The 16,884-nt window shown below is 37.9% G+C and carries 16 protein-coding genes and 1 tRNA gene; 14 read left to right on the top strand and 3 right to left on the bottom strand.

The window, feature by feature from the left end; all coding sequences use genetic code 11:
- Positions 1-34: 34 nt before the first annotated feature.
- From purB to BLS38_RS03030, 3 genes are all read left to right on the top strand, one after another.
- Entirely contained in the window at positions 35-1,423 is a 1,389-nt protein-coding gene (purB, locus tag BLS38_RS03040) for an adenylosuccinate lyase (RefSeq protein ID WP_092746865.1), read from the top strand.
- 518 nt (positions 1,424-1,941) lie between these two features.
- Positions 1,942-3,054: an aldose epimerase family protein gene (locus BLS38_RS03035; protein WP_092746972.1), complete on the top strand. Its 1,113-nt coding sequence runs from the start codon at positions 1,942-1,944 to the stop codon at positions 3,052-3,054.
- 170 nt (positions 3,055-3,224) lie between these two features.
- A complete protein-coding gene (locus BLS38_RS03030; RefSeq protein WP_092746864.1) occupies positions 3,225-3,917 on the top strand; it encodes a pirin family protein in 693 nt (230 codons plus the stop codon).
- 59 nt (positions 3,918-3,976) lie between these two features.
- Here BLS38_RS03030 and BLS38_RS03025 read toward each other — a convergent pair.
- A tRNA-Ser gene (locus BLS38_RS03025) sits at positions 3,977-4,066 on the bottom strand.
- Between the two features lie 556 nt (positions 4,067-4,622).
- On the opposite strand from BLS38_RS03025, the gene BLS38_RS03020 reads away from it, so the two are divergent.
- Positions 4,623-5,756 carry a transglycosylase SLT domain-containing protein gene (locus BLS38_RS03020; RefSeq protein WP_092746863.1) on the top strand — a complete coding sequence of 378 codons (1,134 nt, stop codon included), beginning with the start codon at positions 4,623-4,625 and terminating at the stop codon, positions 5,754-5,756.
- A gap of 136 nt (positions 5,757-5,892) precedes the next feature.
- On the opposite strand, the gene BLS38_RS03015 is transcribed toward BLS38_RS03020, so the two are convergent.
- Together BLS38_RS03015 and ttcA are read right to left on the bottom strand one after the other, a co-directional pair.
- Positions 5,893-6,285 (bottom strand): SCP2 sterol-binding domain-containing protein, encoded by a 393-nt coding sequence (locus BLS38_RS03015; RefSeq protein WP_092746862.1) that lies wholly within the window; start codon positions 6,283-6,285, stop codon positions 5,893-5,895.
- Between the two features lie 153 nt (positions 6,286-6,438).
- Positions 6,439-7,341, bottom strand: coding sequence for a tRNA 2-thiocytidine(32) synthetase TtcA (ttcA, locus tag BLS38_RS03010; RefSeq protein WP_092746861.1), 903 nt, complete (start codon positions 7,339-7,341; stop codon positions 6,439-6,441).
- A gap of 730 nt (positions 7,342-8,071) precedes the next feature.
- Here ttcA and BLS38_RS03005 point away from each other — a divergent pair.
- The 10 genes from BLS38_RS03005 to tolR all read left to right on the top strand — a co-directional run bounded on the left by BLS38_RS03005 (position 8,072) and on the right by tolR (position 16,884).
- Positions 8,072-9,505 (top strand): mannitol dehydrogenase family protein, encoded by a 1,434-nt coding sequence (locus BLS38_RS03005; RefSeq protein ID WP_092746860.1) that lies wholly within the window; start codon positions 8,072-8,074, stop codon positions 9,503-9,505.
- 26 nt (positions 9,506-9,531) lie between these two features.
- Positions 9,532-9,942 (top strand): SemiSWEET family sugar transporter, encoded by a 411-nt coding sequence (locus tag BLS38_RS03000; protein WP_092746859.1) that lies wholly within the window; start codon positions 9,532-9,534, stop codon positions 9,940-9,942.
- 190 nt (positions 9,943-10,132) lie between these two features.
- The gene (locus BLS38_RS02995) at positions 10,133-10,885 is read left to right on the top strand and encodes a lytic transglycosylase domain-containing protein (RefSeq protein WP_092746971.1); all 753 of its coding nucleotides are present in this window, start codon (positions 10,133-10,135) and stop codon (positions 10,883-10,885) included.
- Positions 10,886-11,032: 147 nt separating this feature from the next.
- Entirely contained in the window at positions 11,033-11,941 is a 909-nt protein-coding gene (gene htpX, locus BLS38_RS02990) for a protease HtpX (RefSeq protein WP_092746858.1), read from the top strand.
- Between the two features lie 360 nt (positions 11,942-12,301).
- Positions 12,302-13,642: a deoxyguanosinetriphosphate triphosphohydrolase gene (locus BLS38_RS02985; protein ID WP_092746857.1), complete on the top strand. Its 1,341-nt coding sequence runs from the start codon at positions 12,302-12,304 to the stop codon at positions 13,640-13,642.
- A gap of 12 nt (positions 13,643-13,654) precedes the next feature.
- Entirely contained in the window at positions 13,655-14,269 is a 615-nt protein-coding gene (gene ruvA, locus BLS38_RS02980; RefSeq protein ID WP_092746856.1) for a Holliday junction branch migration protein RuvA, read from the top strand.
- Between the two features lie 7 nt (positions 14,270-14,276).
- Positions 14,277-15,284, top strand: coding sequence for a Holliday junction branch migration DNA helicase RuvB (ruvB, locus tag BLS38_RS02975; protein ID WP_092746855.1), 1,008 nt, complete (start codon positions 14,277-14,279; stop codon positions 15,282-15,284).
- Between the two features lie 10 nt (positions 15,285-15,294).
- Positions 15,295-15,726 carry a tol-pal system-associated acyl-CoA thioesterase gene (gene ybgC / locus BLS38_RS02970; protein WP_092746854.1) on the top strand — a complete coding sequence of 144 codons (432 nt, stop codon included), beginning with the start codon at positions 15,295-15,297 and terminating at the stop codon, positions 15,724-15,726.
- 10 nt (positions 15,727-15,736) lie between these two features.
- Positions 15,737-16,435, top strand: coding sequence for a protein TolQ (tolQ, locus tag BLS38_RS02965; protein ID WP_092746853.1), 699 nt, complete (start codon positions 15,737-15,739; stop codon positions 16,433-16,435).
- Positions 16,435-16,884, top strand: coding sequence for a protein TolR (tolR, locus tag BLS38_RS02960; protein ID WP_092746852.1), 450 nt, complete (start codon positions 16,435-16,437; stop codon positions 16,882-16,884). Before tolQ ends, tolR begins: the two co-directional genes overlap by 1 nt.

The following is a 16,884-nucleotide window of genomic DNA, read 5'->3' as shown; positions in this document are numbered from 1 at the left end:
GGTGTTATCACACACTATATTTAAAGGAAAATGTATGAACGCTTTAACAGCACTTTCACCACTAGATGGTCGCTATGCGAACAAATGCGATGCGTTGCGCCCTTTCTTATCAGAATACGGCTTAATTCATGCCCGCGTTACTGTGGAAATTCGTTGGTTACAATCTTTAGCAAAACATGCTCAAATTCAAGAAGTACAGCCATTTAGCGAAGCAACAAATCAAGCACTAGATGAAATTGTAAGCCAATTCAGTGAAGCTGACGCACTGCGTATTAAAGATATTGAACGTACGACAAACCACGATGTTAAAGCAGTTGAATACTTCCTTAAAGAAAAAATTGCACACCTAGACGAATTAAAAGATGCTGGCGAATTCATTCATTTCGCATGTACATCTGAAGACATTAATAACCTATCCCACGCGCTCATGCTTAAATCAGGCCGTGAAGTACTATTAGAATCAATGAATCAGATTACAACTGCTGTAGCAACACTTGCAAAAACACATGCAGCACAGCCAATGCTTTCTCGTACTCACGGACAAACAGCGAGCCCAACAACACTAGGCAAAGAAATGGCCAATGTTGCATATCGCCTTGCTCGCCAAATCAAACAATTTGAACATGTTGAATTATTAGGTAAAATAAATGGTGCTGTAGGTAACTATAACGCACACTTGTCAGCCTACCCAGAAATTGACTGGGCCGCTCATGCCCAAAACTTTGTTGAGTCTCTTGGATTAAACTTTAATCCATATACCACTCAAATTGAACCACATGACTATATGGCTGAGCTTTTTGATGCTTTACGCCGCTTTAATACCATTTTAATTGACTTCAACCGTGATGTATGGGGTTACATTTCTTTAGGTTACTTCAAACAAAAGCTAAAAGATGGTGAAGTTGGTTCTTCAACCATGCCACATAAAGTCAATCCGATTGACTTTGAAAACTCAGAAGGTAACCTAGGTATTGCCAATGCAATTCTCGCTCACCTTGGTGAAAAACTACCAATTTCTCGTTGGCAGCGTGACTTAACAGACTCTACAGTACTGCGTAACATGGGTGTTGGTTTTGCACAAAGTCTAATCGCATTTGAAGCTTGCTTAAAAGGTGTGGGCAAACTTGAGCTTAACGCACAACGCTTACTTACTGATTTAGACCAATCACAAGAAGTATTGGCAGAGCCAATTCAAACCGTTATGCGTCGTTATAACATTGAAAAACCTTATGAAAAACTCAAAGCACTTACACGTGGCCAAGCCATGACACGTGAAATGATGGTCAACTTTGTCAATAGCGATGAACTCGCCCACGTTCCTGAATCTGAACGTGCTCGTCTTGTAGAGCTTACACCTGCAACTTATGTAGGCAATGCAACAGCGCAAGCCAATGCAATTGACAGTCACATTAAAGCACTATAATTAAAAATAAGGGGGTAAGTTATTGTTAACTTGCTCCCTTATTTACAAGACTTCTGTACAAAAACCTCTACATTAAACATATTTCAAAAGCTGGGTCAAAATTAGACACTTTTGTGTATACATCAGCAATAAATTATAAAGTTTTACTTTCATTCATATACGTTAAATACAAGTTCCAACATATTTGGTAATTTAAATACATCCTGTTTAAGTGATCTTAACATTTACTCTATACATATTTTATATACACATATTAAAATAAATAATCATTTACTTTAGCAACTTATTTAAAAAATCAACGGGTTGACACCACAAATACCACAATTCTCCATTGTCTGACATAAAAATACGATATTGCTGACACTAGTTCAGCATCAGTGACTACAACATACAGTTAAATATCATCGCTATAATGATTAAATCAAATATAAATATTTGCAACACAAATAAAATAGACAACGGAATCAAAGGACGATTCAATGAAAGGCAGACATCAACTATATATAGGTATTATCGCAATGGCACTTGGAACTCTGAGTCATGCAGCAACTCTCACCAGTCAGCCTTACGGAACAACAAAAAATGGACAGCAAGTGACTCGTTACACCATGACGAACAATCAAGGGGTTTCGGTATCATTTATTAATTTTGGTGCAGTCGTTACACAAATTATCACACCAGATGCAAAAGGTGATAAAGAAAACATTGTACTTGGTTTTGACAATTTACATGGCTATGAAGTCACAGATACGCAAGAAGGGATTCACTTCGGCTCAATGATTGGGCGCTATGCCAATCGTATTGGCCAAGGAAAGTTTAGCTTAGATGGTAAAACATATACGCTTGAAAAAAATAATGGCCAAAATACCTTGCATGGTGGCTCATTGGGCTATGACAAGCGTTTATGGAATGTAAAACCATTAGTCACTCAAGGTGATACCGTAAAAGCGGCTCTCACCTTAACTAGCCCGAACGGTGACCAAGGTTTTCCTGGCAAACTTGATGTTGAAGTGATTTACAGCTTATCAGACCAAAATGAATTTAAAATTGAGTATAAAGCTAAAACAGATCAACCTACTGTTATTAACTTAACAAACCACAGCTACTTTAATTTGGCTGGGGTAAAACATAGCCCTTATGGCATTTTAGACCATGTCGTTCAAATACATGCAGATCGTGTTTTAGAAACAGATCAAAACTCATTACCTACAGGTCAAATGATCGCAGTGAAAGGTACGCCTTTTGACTTCACAACAGCAAAAACTGTTTCAAAAGATATTCGCCAAAATAACCAGCAACTGGCATATGGTTATGGGTATGATCAAACATGGGTACTGAACAAAAATAGTGCGAGCGCGCCACAATCTGCAGCTAAAGTTATAGACCCAAAATCAAAACGTACTTTAGAAGTACTTACAACTGAACCAAGTATACAACTGTACACAGCAAACCACTTACATGGTAATGTCATGGGTAGAGACGGCGTATTGTATCGCCAATCTGATGCATTGGCTCTAGAAACACAACACTTTCCAGACAGCCCAAACAAACCGAACTTCCCATCTACTCGCTTGAATCCAGATCAAACGTACCACAGTGTAACTATTTATAAATTTGGTGTTGAAAAATAATGCATCTTAACTAATTAGAGCTTCATTCAAAGCCTTTGCAAAAAAAAATGTAAAGGCTTTTTTAATGATTAAGCGTTTTAATTTTAGGACATTACATTCTAGATTAGATATTTAAATATAAATTCAACACAATAGAATAATAAGCATATCTTAAATAAAAAGGTGCAATCATGAACACTTACTTACATCATCATCAAAACCGTGGCCACGTACAAATAGATTGGCTAAATACCTATCACAGCTTTTCATTTGGTCAATGGTATGACAGACGTTTTATGGGTATTGGTGCTTTACGTGTGATTAATGATGACACCATAGCAGCACATCGTGGCTTTGGTACTCACCCCCATGACAATATGGAAATATTAACCTATGTCGTTTCTGGTACGATCACCCATAAAGATAGTATGGGTAATCATGGCCAAATACATGCGGGTGAATGGCAGTTAATGAGTGCAGGAACAGGCGTTGAACACAGCGAAGTCAACGAACATGATACTCCTGTACACTTATTTCAAATCTGGATTCATCCAAATGTCAAAAATGCTGAACCAAACTACCAGCAAGTCGCACTCGACCCTAAAAAACACCCAAATGAATGGCACACTATTGCTGGACCTACCGATCATGCTTTAATGCATATTCGTCAGTCTGCTGAAGTTAAAACAGCTTTTTTTGACTTAGATCAACAGCTACCAATTACACGACAGCACGATATCAACTATATTCACGTTATCTCAGGACAGGTTAAGATTGGCCAACATATACTCAATCCTGGTGATGCTTTGGCTTTTACCGAGGAAGACCACATCACGGCACTTTCCAAAGATACTCATGTGATTTGGTTTGATTTACCAAAATAAATTAAAAAAGCCACCCTTAACTAGGGTGGCTTTTTTGTCACTGTACAACCAGTATAATTTGGCGGAAGCGGTGAGATTCGAACTCACGGAGGGGGTAAACCCTCGTCGGTTTTCAAGACCGGTGCATTAAACCGCTCTGCCACGCTTCCAATGTGCGCAATGATATAAATAAAATGGCTGTATTGCAAATGATTTATATCATAAAGCAAATTAAAAGCACAAAAAAACAGCAATCACTTTATTTATACCTACTCCTTCATACGTATATATACTCATTTTAATAAAGCAATTAGGCATATAGAAGTTTGTTTTTTAAACAGGTCAATATAAAATTTTGAAGGTATTTTTAAAAAAATGAGATTGTTTTTTTAATAGAAAAATCAAATTAAATGCTTGAGTTTAATCATAAAAATTTGTAACAATTTAAAACCAAAAAATTTAAAATTTATTTTCAAGAAAAAGTCAAGTTTGACTTTTGATATTCATCACATTATTATGCACTCAATCTCACAACATGGCTATTTTTCCACCTATATTGCAATAAAGATCATTTAACGACTTCAATGCAATATAAACTCAACTTTAATTCTTGCTATACATATAGCAAACATGACTGCCCCCTCAACACTTTAGCAACTTACGCAAGCATTAGACGGATGTCTTTTTTAGCTTCATTGGGTGGTTATTCTCTGTCGTGGAGTCACTATGCAAAACAAACTATCGGGTGTAGCGAGGCGTTTGCGCCTTACATGTCAAACAAACAAACTGCCCGTTCGCTTATCCATTATCACAGCACTGGCGATGCTACCACTATTGCAACTACATGCGATCAGTTCTAAAAAAGAAACGAACGAATATGTAGATGTCATGAATAACAATCGACTCACTGTCGTATCTGTTAAAAGTCCAAACACCGTATTTAATAACGGTCAAAGTCTACATGGTTTTGGTTACGATCTGATGCGTAACTATGCAAAAAGCTTAAATGTACAACTTGACTTTAAAATTGTTGCAGATGAAACAACAGCGCTCCAACTTGTTGCAGATGGCAAAGCCAATATGGCACTCACCAATGCTTCTATGCAGACCATTGAAAATAAGAAATTAAACTTCTTTTCCGCCACATGTGGTAACTTAAACTCACTTGAGAAACATGGTCTTTCAAGCAATATCAGTTTGGTTGTAAGCAATGCAACAGATCCACTGGCACAAACAGCCACGGGTTTCACGTGTAAAGCCAACGACAATGGATACATTGATCAATTAGCTTCATTTTACAACCACAATACAGTAGATGAAAACTCATGGGAAACCATTGAGCAAGATCTCAAAAAGCGTATGCCTATTTACAAGGCAAGTTTTAAGCGAGAAGCACAGAAATATAACTTTGACTGGCAATTTCTAGCAGCAATGGGCTATCAAGAGTCATACCTTAAACCAAACTCAGTTTCTCCCACTGGCGTTCGAGGTTTAATGATGCTCACCAACAACACTGCCAAGGCTATGGGCGTTACAGATAGAAATAACCCACAGCAAAGCATACAAGGCGGTGCTAAATACTTAGATCAACTTTTAGAGCAGTATGAAGATATCGCCTATCCAGACCGTGCTTGGTATGCTTTGGTTGCATACAATATGGGACCTGGTGCTTTATCAACAATACAATCTAAAGTGTCCAAACAAGGTAAAAATCCAAACGAGTGGATTAACATTTATACCTACCTTAAAACACATCAGGTGTCAAATGGTAAATATAAACAAGCTGTACAGTACGTTACTCGAATACGTGCGTATATCGAACATATTCAAAGCAATGAGGCTGGCACGCTTGATGTATAAATGACAGATATAAAAAAAATGAGCGTAAAGCTCATTTTTTTTATATCTTAAAACCACATCACTATACAGTCTTGGACATTTTCACTTTCTGAAAAGATCAACAGCGAAGCAGTTTCACTTATTGAGTTAACTCAACTTATACCACTTGGGTATGTTCCAAAATATGATGAAAAAGTTCCTTTTGAGCAGGGCTAGGCTTAGCTGTTTGTAATGCCATCAGCTGAGACATATCCCCTTGAACTTTAATTTTACCCGTCATAAATGCTTGCATTGCAGCAGTCATATCAAATTCTAAAAATACCTTTCTCAACGTTTGAGCATTCATCGTTAATGTTGTTCTCGCTTGCTCAGAAAGTCCCTTATGCAACTTCCCTGCAGCTAAAGAAAGCTCTTTCACGCCTGTTTCTGAGTCAGAGACTATCAAATTAATGACTAAGCTTTGCAATGCAGGTGACAAGTTTAAATCACCTGCTTGAGCTGCTAGCGTTTCAACTTGAGCGAACCACTCTTCTGTTAAAAATACAGGCATGTTATTTCCTTTCATTTATTGAAGTTTTAAACGATCAATGTCGTCAAAATAATATATTTAAATTCACATTGAGATACTTAACAATGCAGCGAAATATATCATTAAAAATGGTACAACAAATCAAAGGGCGAGATATACCACCCTTCACTTAAATTATGCCATATAGCCTAGATTAACAACATCTAGCTTATTTTTATCTGTATCAACACTCTTTAGATCGAATTCTCGTTGCTGATCCAACTTTTCAAAGTCAAATAACTCACGATCAGCCAGCTGTGATGGTGCTACATTTTGCAATGCACCAAAAATACTATGTAAACGCTTAGGATGTGCCTTATCCCACTCACGAAGCATATCATTGAGCATTGCACGCTGTAGGTTCTCTTGAGAGCCACATAAGTTACATGGAATAATCGGAAACTTACGCATCTGTGCATACTTAATAATGTCTTTTTCTTCCACATATGCAAGTGGACGAATCAAGATATTTTTTTTATCTGAAGATAAAAGCTTAGGTGGCATTGCCTTTAAACTACCACCATGAAATAGATTCAAAAAGAAAGTTGCAAGAATATCATCACGATGATGCCCTAAAGCAACCTTCGTTGCCCCAATTTCTTGTGCAAAACCATACAATGAGCCACGGCGTAAACGTGAGCACACCGCACAATACGTTTTGCCTTCTGGCGTCAGTTTCTTAGTAATACTATAAGTGTCTTTTTCTAAAATATAGTATGGAATATTATTTTCTTCCAAATACTTTGGTAAAACATCTTCTGGGAAACCAGGTTGCTTTTGATCTAAATTAACAGCAATAACGTCAAAATTAATCGGTGCGATACGTTTGAACTGTAACAAAATATCTAGCAACGTATAGCTATCTTTCCCACCAGAAACACACACCATTACTTTATCGCCGTCTTCGATCATTTTAAAATCACGGATGGCATGACCTACTTGCCTACGTAGCTTTTTTAGTAACCGATAATACGATGAACTCGTTGGTAGCTCAGGCTTAAAATTAAATCCTTGCTCGGACTCAATTGGAGAGTACATAGACGACACAAACCATTTGAAAAAAATAGGTAATAATTTTATATGATTCTTTAGCTATTCGCATCTATCTTATCGATGAATTACATAAGATATTTCAATTTATGCGCCGTAGAAATTTACTTTATGATGTCGTATTTTTCCATATAAAGTGATTTTTTAAGACAAGAAATAAATTAAAACGTAAAAAAGTGTCAATTATTAAGCACTTTCAACTAAAATTTAAATAAATAGTTTTAGTAAACTCAGTTGTCCACAAATACTGTGGATAAACCTGTGGATTGTCACCATCTTGACAAAACTAAGCATAGGTAACATAAGGCTTTCCATTGGTTTGGTTATTTTTTAACCTATAACTAAAATACATTAAAATCAACAACTTAATTAAGTCAATATAAAAAATTTAAAAATATTTTTTATTTTTTATCAAAAAAATAAAATGCTGAAAAGATCAACTATTTACAATATGTAACAACTTACACCGTGCAAAAATATGAAAAATAAATATGTCTAAATTGTTACAAAATCTAATAGATTAGATTTACAACCATCAAAATAAAAAATTATTTTTAATTTCAAATAAAAAACAATGAATTACCACAAAAAAAACACTTTAAATAAATCTGCTCAAATCTAATCAACATATGTCAAAAATGATTTAATTCTTAGCTTAAACAACATAAATCAACCGTAGTTTTTTTTATTTTTCCGCAGTTAGTGCTAAGCTAAAAATATGATCAAAAAAACCTCTACAGAGGAAGGAGTCAATTTGAGTAGGCAGAGTACCAACCCGATCTCTGAAAATATTTGGCTACATCTAGGCGCAAGCGCTTTTTTCAGAGCACACCAAGCATATTATTTAAATCAACTAAAGCAAAAAGGAAATGACAACTGGCATGTGAGCCTAGCAAACATTCGCAATAGCTCATCACAAGAAACACTAAAAAAACTGCAACAACAAAATGGCGCTTACACGCTCGAGATCATTTCTCCTTCCGGAGATTTTAATTACCAAACAATTGAGTGTCTTGACCAAATTTTATTATGGGATCACAAACTCCAATCGACCGTCGACGTTGGTGCCAATCCAAACACAAAAATTATTTCTTTTACTGTGACAGAGGGCGGTTACTTCCTCAAAGAAGATAACCACCTTGACCTAGAACACCCAGCCATTCAAAACGATCTTTTGGCCAATGGTGAAATACAAACATTATATGGCGTGCTCTACGACATACTAGACTTACGCATGAAACAACAAAGTCCACCTGTGACCTTATTATGCTGTGATAACTTACGTAGCAACGGCGATAGCTTTGCTAAAGGACTCCATGATTTTGTAGAGGCCAAAGGGAATACAGCGCTATTGACTTGGATTGAGCAATTCACTTCTAGCCCAAACAGTATGGTCGACCGCATTACACCCAAAGTGAATGAGAAAAGCATTGCTCGAGTTCAAGCTCAGCAACATATCTCAGATGCTGTACCTATCAGCTGTGAGCACTACACTCGATGGGTATTAGAAAAAGATTTTGTAAGTGATCGTCCAGATTTAGCTAAAGTAGGCGTTGAATTTGTGGATGATGTTGTCCCTTACGAAGAAGCAAAAATTAGACTGCTCAACGCAAGTCATAGTGGTTTGGCTTGGTTTGGTGCACTGCATGAACACATATTTATTCACGAAACCTTGGCACACTCCATTTGTAATACGCTGACTCATTATGCTAAATATGATGTTAAAACTGCGTTAGAGAGCCATAAAATTTACATCAACACCGATGTTGAATGTAAAACTATTCTAGACCGCTTCAGTAGTCCGTACGTTAAAGATACCGTTGCAAGAGTTGCCTCTGACAGTATTTCTAAATTACGTGGTTTCATTCTACCGACCATTAAAGATTGTCTAGCACAAAATAAAATACCAGAGCATGCCTTGAAACTGGTTGCTTCGTATTTTTACTTTTTAAAACGTTACCACCAAGATCAATTGCCATTTGAGTATCTAGATAGTGCATTAAATGACATACCAATCACTCAAGTTTTCCAAGATTCTGACCCTGTGTTTGCATTTGCAACACATATCGGACTATTTGGCTCACTTGCTGAAGATAAAACTTTCTATACCACGCTCATCGAAACAATTCACTCATTTGATCTCGTTGAATAACGATAAAAGAGAATAAGGAAAAGAAGATGAAACAGTATAGAAAGAGTATTTACATCGTAATAGCAACTATAGTTGCTGTGTTCGTCTCTGTTGCTTTACTTTACCGTTGGCCCGTTGCCCTAGGTACACTAGCTGCATGGGTCACTACAGGTTCATTTTCACTGCAAGTAATTCATATGATTCGCCAAAAAGACACCAAAGGCGTTTCTTTAGGCATGTATACTGCACTATTTTTTGGTGTTACAAGTTGGACATTTTACGGCTATAAAATGAATGATGTTCCAGTAATGACTGCAAATGGACTAACAGCTTTACTTGCAATTACTGTCATTGTACTCAAGCTATATAATGAAAGACCCTCGGTAAAAAAGCCAAAACCTCAAGCAAAAGTTAAAGCAAAGACAACAACAGCTATTCGCCAACAACAAATCGGCTAGCCAAATCGAATCTTTTGCTGACTTTAGCGTGTTGATGATGAGTAAGATCTCAACTTAGATTATAGGTCTTACTCATCATCAAAATTTGGCTTTACGACATTTTAGCTTGCTTTTAGTTTTACAAATTGATAAAAGCATTAATCAATAGATTCAGCGAATATTTCCCATATTGAAAAAACATCACGTGACCATGCTTGGGGTTATGGCATATGGCATTTATATATCCTCTATAGTGCATGCAGGTAATATTTACAGCTACCAAGATGCCAATGGTGAAATGCTCTTTACCAACCAAGTACAGACCAATACATTATTGAAAAAAGTGACGGTCACGTATTACCCAGACAGCAACATCCACAGTTACAAAAACTGGGGGAAAAGTGAAGCTTCTGTGTTACCTAGTTTTAGTAAAAATAAAAATACCTTCGATCAAATTATCAGTAGTGCTGCACAAAAACATGGGGTTCCTGAAGGGCTCATTAAAGCCATTATGCACACAGAATCTAGTTTTAATGTTCATGCACAATCACCTGTTGGTGCACAAGGCCTAATGCAGCTCATGCCTGCTACAGCAAAACACTTAAATGTATCAGATAGCTTTAACCCACAAGAAAACATTCATGGTGGAGCTAAGTATATTGCTTCATTGCTCAAGCAATTTAATGGTAATACACGCCTAGCTCTTGCCGCATATAATGCTGGCGCAGGTAATGTGAGCAAATATGGTGGCATTCCCCCATTTAAAGAGACTCAAAATTATGTCGAGCGCGTACTCAGCCGATACCATAATCTTTATCAGAACCAATTAAACTTAGTGGCTAGTGAATCTACAATTCAGGCGAATAAGACAAGCCAACATATTGCTCACAACACACAGCACTATAATAAGAAAATTATTCAAACAGCAGATGGCACATTCACTGAAGTACTCGTACAGCAATAGTTTAAAGCCATATTATGGTAAAATATTCAAAAATCTAACAAATAGCGCTTGAAATTTAAAAAATCAAGCCACATAGTAAATGCTAAGGTTTATTGCTTATTATTATAAGGTAATAGCTTCTTTTTTCTATTATAGAGGATCTACTCAATGATGCGGATTGGTTTGTTCTTGCTAACCAACCTCGCGGTACTAGTTGTCGCTGGTCTTATTTTGTCAGTTTTAGGTGTCGGGAGTTATCACGGCGCAGGCGGTCTAAAGTTAGGTAACTTACTGGTTGTCTGTTTTGTGTTTGGTATGGTTGGCTCTTTTATATCGTTATTCATGTCAAAATGGATGGCTAAAAAAACCACAGGTACAGAGCTCATTAACCCCAATGCGCCACGCAATCAAGCAGAAGCGGTTTTACTGCAAATGGTTGGTGATCTGTCGCAACGTGCTGGTATCAAAATGCCAGAAGTGGGTATCTTTCCATCGTATCAATCTAATGCTTTTGCAACAGGTTGGAATAAAAATGATGCTTTAGTCGCTGTATCAAGTGGCTTGCTTGAGCGCATGAATCAAAACGAATTACGTGCGGTGCTTGCGCATGAAATTGGTCACGTTGCCAATGGTGACATGGTCACATTGTCATTGGTTCAGGGCGTGGTCAATACCTTTGTTATGTTCTTTGCACGTGTGGTTGGTGATTTTATTGACCGAAATGTATTTGGTCGTGAAGATGGTCAAGCACCGGGTATTGCCTACTTTATTATTACCATGGTCTTAGATATTGTGTTTGGTATCTTAGCCAGTGCTGTTGTGATGTGGTTCTCTCGCTACCGTGAATATCGTGCAGATGAAGCAGGTGCTCAACTTGCAGGTAAACAAGCCATGATTTCTGCATTGTTACGCTTACAGGCAGAAACAGAGCTACCAGATCAAATGCCAAAAGAAATGAAAGCGCTTGCCATTACCGAAGGTAAAGAGCAAGGTGGTTTCAGTTTAAGTGCATTATTTCAAACTCATCCAACCATTGAACAACGTGTAAGTGCTTTACAACGCTTAAATTGCCCTTAATTACAGCAAAACATACTTAATCGATATTGCGCTTTGACAACAAAGGGCATATTTTTTAGACAAAAAAAAGCCATACTCTGTCAGTAGGAGTATGGCCCAAAAATAGGAAATTACAGCAGAATTCCTATGCTTTGTATAATAAAAACCGAAGCTTAAATAAAACTTAATTTAAATTAATGATCATGAGAAAAGAAAAAACTATGTGCTTTAGATTTAAAAAGACAATCCAATCTCTCTCTAAAAGCCCCCTACACAATAACGTAATAAAACACTGCGACAAATTTTGACGCAAGTGACTAGAGAATCATGCTATTTTTTGGCATGATGTAAATACCACAAATAAGGAACTTGTTAAAATTAATGAAAGAAATGCGCTGGCTAGAGCTGCTTTCCGCGATTAGGCTAGGAAGCAAAAAAAGTCGTAACGAACTTGGCAGAAGCCCTTTTCATAAAGATTATGACCGCATCGTATTTTCACAAAGTTTTAGACAACTCAACCGAAAAACACAAGTGCATCCACTCACCCAAAACGATGGTGTGCATACTCGTTTGACCCACTCATTAGAAGTGTCTTGTATTGGGCGCTCACTTGGTATGTTAGCTGCCGAGAAAATTAAAGATGACCTTCCTTCATGGGTCGAACCGACAGACGTGGGGGCAATTATTCAAGCTGCTTGCCTTGCACATGACATCGGTAATCCACCTTTTGGCCATGCAGGTGAATATGCCATACGAGAATGGTTTGATCATGCTGCACAGCAAGGTAAAATTGACCAACTCAGCCCAGAAGAACAAGCAGATGTAAGACAATTCGAAGGCAATGCTCAAGGGCTTAGACTTATTACTCGCATTGAAGATCACCCAGAAGATGGCGGTATGCGCCTTACTTTTGCAACACTCGGTACATACCTTAAATATCCATGGCTATCGCATATCATTACCAGTGATGACACGAAACAAGCATATCAGCGGAATAAATTCGGTTGTTATCAAAGTGAAAAACATATCTTAGAAAATATTGCAAATAGATTAGGACTGATTGAACTCGGTTCATATCACTACTGTCGCCATCCACTTACCTACCTGTTAGAGGCCGCAGATGATATTTGTTATGCCCTGATTGACCTAGAAGATGCTATGAGTTTAGACATGCTCAGCTACGAAGAAGTTGAACCTATTTTTATAAAACTCATTGCAGATTATGGCATCCCCCACGAACTTTCTTTAACATGGGTCACATGGCAACAAAAAATTTCTGCCCTACGTGGCCGTGCCATGAAAAGACTCGTAGAAGAAGTCGCTAGTACATTTGCCAAATATCAAACGGATATTTTAAGAGGTCAATTTAAAGGAACACTGCTCCAGTATTGCTCACCAGACATTGCTCAAGGCATTGATGCCGCAAAAAGCTTAGCAAGAGATAAAATCTTTGCACATAGACAAAAAATGGATTTGGAAATTGTGGCGCATATGAGCCTACAACATATCTTAGATGCGTTTATTCCACTCACAGACCCTGCCCGTCAACTCAGTTTTAAAGATCAAAAACTTATGACGATTTTGCAACAATATGGTATTCATTTTGGCATAAGTCATTACGAAAACATTATGCAAGTTCTCGACATTGTTGGTAAATTTTCAGATCATCAAGCATATGACATCGCACAAATTTTACAAGGTCAAAGACCTACATATCGATAAAAAGGACATCACATGATTGGTTGCTTAACTGGCGAAGTCATTGCACTAGAAGCACCGACTGTACTGCTTCAAGTGCATGGTGTAGGCTATGAAATAGATACCCCCCTATCTACTTTTTGTCAGCTACAAAAAGGGCAAACGATAACATTATGGACACATTTGGCTGTACGAGAAGATGCCCAATTGCTATATGGTTTTACAGAAGCACGAGAAAAAATCCTCTTTCGTACATTACTAAAAGTCACAGGTGTAGGCCCCAAAATGGCGCTGGGTATTTTATCTACCCTCAGTGTAGACTTACTCATACAAACCATAGAACATGATGACATTAACACCCTCACTAAAGTCCCAGGTGTAGGTAAAAAAACAGCTGAGCGCTTAATGATTGATTTAAGAGATCGAATTAAATCACTACAACACCACAGTACGACAACGCCTCTTAGTATGCAGAATACCACTGACCTACACGCATTCTCAGCACATACTGCTGTCGCTGAAGCTGAAGCTGCACTACAATCACTCGGCTACAAACCCCTTGAAGCCAAGAAAGTCATTGCGACAGTTAAAGATCAACATACTGAAGTTGCCGATATGATTCGTGCTGCTCTTAAATCAATGATGAAATAACATACCCATGCAAGATAGAATGATAAGTGGCTTTGAAAAGCCAGAAGACCAAATTGATCGCGCCATTCGCCCCACTACCCTCAGCGACTACATTGGTCAACCTGTGGTTCGAGAGCAAATGGAAATCTTTATTGGTGCAGCGAGAGGCCGTGCTGAAGCGCTGGACCACACCCTCATTTTTGGCCCGCCAGGTTTGGGAAAAACAACGCTTGCGAATATTATTGCTCGAGAAATGGGAGGCAGCTTAAAGTCAACATCAGGCCCCGTATTAGAACGTGCAGGCGATTTAGCAGCCCTACTCACTAACTTAGAGGAAGGTGATGTTCTATTTATTGATGAAATTCACAGACTTTCTCCAGTCATTGAGGAAATTCTATATCCAGCCATGGAAGATTACCAACTTGATATTATGATTGGTGAAGGTCCTGCTGCGCGTTCTATTAAACTTGATTTGCCTCAATTTACCCTTGTTGCTGCCACTACTCGTGCAGGATTATTAACTTCACCGCTCCGTGATCGTTTTGGTATTGTACAAAGACTTGAATTTTACTCTGTTGCAGATTTAACTTTTATTGTTGAGCGTTCATCAAGACTCATGAATGTACCAACAACCCAAGCAGGTGCAAAAGAAATAGCTCAACGCTCTAGAGGCACACCACGTATTGCTAACCGCTTACTACGTAGAGCAAGAGATTATGCTCAAGTCAAAGGTACAGGAGAAATTACTCAAGAAATCGCACAATTGGCATTAGATATGCTTAACGTAGATCGCTCGGGATTAGACACTCTAGATCGTCGCTATTTAAGTATGCTCATAGAGCGTTTTGATGGTGGCCCTGCAGGCGTAGAAGCTTTAGCTGCTGCAATGGCAGAAGACAGTGGCACACTCGAAGATGTTATTGAACCATACCTCATACAACAAGGCTATGCCATGCGTACAGCAAGAGGACGTATTGCAACTAATCTGGCCTATTTACAATTTGGCCTTACCCCACCAGAAAAACCAACACACTAAAAAACGAGTTATGTATGTCACATTTCATAAAAAACAAAGACAACACATTTTTTTCCCAGTCCGTATATACATTGAAGATACAGATAAAGGTGGGATCGTTTACCATGCGAACCATATACGTTACATGGAACGTGCACGTACCGAATGGCTTCGTGTTTCAGGCATTGCGCATTATTGGCATCAAACAGACTATAGTTTTGTCGTACGCCATGTAAATATTAAATACATAAAACCAATTCTAATGGATGATCTCATACAGGTCGGTGTACAAGTTATTTGTTGTAAAAGTGCATCTTTAGTATTGCAACAAAATATTTATCGTGGTGAAATCTTGCTTGCTACAGGCGAGGTCGAATTAGCATGTTTAAATGCCAATATGTCACCGTGTAGACTTCCCGAAGAAGTAAAAGAAATATCTCAGCCACCAGTGACACAGAACTAAGCTTAATATTATGACAACTCCAAATTCAACATCGTTACACATCAGTGATCTGGTTTTACAAGCAAGCCCTGTTGTTCAAGCTGTCATGCTTATTCTTCTGTTTACGTCTATTTACAGTTGGTACGTTATTGCAAAACTCTCTATGGGTTTTAATAAAGCAACTAAACAAGATGACCACTTTCAAAAAATATTTTGGTCTGGTGCTGAACTCAATACATTGTTTAATAATGCACAGCTCAATTCAAACCGCCACGGTTTGGAAGATATTTTTTATGATGCCTATCTCGAATTTACCAAACTACAAAAAAATGACAGTACGATTACCCAAAAAATAGATGGCACTGAACGTATACTTCATGTTGGACTTTCAAGAGATCAAAGTCGATTAGAGCAAGGTTTAAGTGGCTTAGCAAGTATTGGTTCCGTTGCACCCTATATTGGTTTATTTGGTACAGTTTGGGGTATTATGAATGCATTTATTGGACTCTCTGCGGTAGAACAAGTCACACTTGCAACTGTTGCACCTGGTATTGCTGAAGCACTCATTGCAACTGCAATTGGTCTTTTTGCAGCAATTCCATCTGTATTAGCTTTTAACCGCTTCACAACAAAAAGTGAAGCGATTTACTCAGATCGTGCACTTTTTGCAGAAGAAATGATTACTGTGCTACAACGTCAATCTATAGAAGCGGCAAAGGATCGTGCATAATGGCAATACAACGCTCAGGACGCTTTGCACGTATCAAAAAACCGCTTAAAAGCGATATGAATGTTGTGCCTTATATTGATGTCATGCTTGTACTCTTGGTTATTTTCATGGTAACTGCCCCGATGATTACCAGTAGTATTAAAGTCGACTTACCAAAAGCCAGTTCACAACCATTTGAAGCGAAATCGCCCCCTGCCATTGTAAGTTTAAATGAGCAGGGAGAATACCTATTACAGTATGGTCAATATCACGACCAAAAAATGTCACTCGATACACTCAAAATATCGTTAACAAATGAACAAAAACAAGCACAAAGTCAGCAAAAGCAACTGACCGTACTGATTAATGGCGCACAATCTAGACCTTATGGTGAAGTTGTGGCTCTCATGGCATCACTACAAGATGCTGGCCTAACCCAAGTGGGTTTACTGACTGACCCAGCCAAATAA

It is taken from the genome of Acinetobacter boissieri, assembly GCF_900096955.1.
GTDB lineage: Bacteria > Pseudomonadota > Gammaproteobacteria > Pseudomonadales > Moraxellaceae > Acinetobacter > Acinetobacter boissieri.
This window is presented reverse-complemented; position numbering and strand designations above follow the sequence as displayed.

Bases quoted from the DNA above. Each gene is read 5' to 3' on its own strand.
- BLS38_RS03035 (WP_092746972.1), top strand. From the start codon at position 1,942: ATGGCACTTGGAACTCTGAGTCATGCAGCAACTCTCACCAGTCAGCCT.
- tolQ (WP_092746853.1), top strand. From the start codon at position 15,737: ATGACAACTCCAAATTCAACATCGTTACACATCAGTGATCTGGTTTTA.
- BLS38_RS03005 (WP_092746860.1), top strand. From the start codon at position 8,072: ATGATCAAAAAAACCTCTACAGAGGAAGGAGTCAATTTGAGTAGGCAG.
- BLS38_RS03030 (WP_092746864.1), top strand. From the start codon at position 3,225: ATGAACACTTACTTACATCATCATCAAAACCGTGGCCACGTACAAATA.
- tolR (WP_092746852.1), top strand. From the start codon at position 16,435: ATGGCAATACAACGCTCAGGACGCTTTGCACGTATCAAAAAACCGCTT.
- purB (WP_092746865.1), top strand. From the start codon at position 35: ATGAACGCTTTAACAGCACTTTCACCACTAGATGGTCGCTATGCGAAC.
- BLS38_RS02995 (WP_092746971.1), top strand. From the start codon at position 10,133: ATGCTTGGGGTTATGGCATATGGCATTTATATATCCTCTATAGTGCAT.
- ybgC (WP_092746854.1), top strand. From the start codon at position 15,295: ATGTATGTCACATTTCATAAAAAACAAAGACAACACATTTTTTTCCCA.
- htpX (WP_092746858.1), top strand. From the start codon at position 11,033: ATGATGCGGATTGGTTTGTTCTTGCTAACCAACCTCGCGGTACTAGTT.
- BLS38_RS03000 (WP_092746859.1), top strand. From the start codon at position 9,532: ATGAAACAGTATAGAAAGAGTATTTACATCGTAATAGCAACTATAGTT.
- ttcA (WP_092746861.1), bottom strand. From the start codon at position 7,341: ATGTACTCTCCAATTGAGTCCGAGCAAGGATTTAATTTTAAGCCTGAG.
- ruvA (WP_092746856.1), top strand. From the start codon at position 13,655: ATGATTGGTTGCTTAACTGGCGAAGTCATTGCACTAGAAGCACCGACT.
- BLS38_RS02985 (WP_092746857.1), top strand. From the start codon at position 12,302: ATGAAAGAAATGCGCTGGCTAGAGCTGCTTTCCGCGATTAGGCTAGGA.
- BLS38_RS03020 (WP_092746863.1), top strand. From the start codon at position 4,623: ATGCAAAACAAACTATCGGGTGTAGCGAGGCGTTTGCGCCTTACATGT.
- BLS38_RS03015 (WP_092746862.1), bottom strand. From the start codon at position 6,285: ATGCCTGTATTTTTAACAGAAGAGTGGTTCGCTCAAGTTGAAACGCTA.
- ruvB (WP_092746855.1), top strand. From the start codon at position 14,277: ATGCAAGATAGAATGATAAGTGGCTTTGAAAAGCCAGAAGACCAAATT.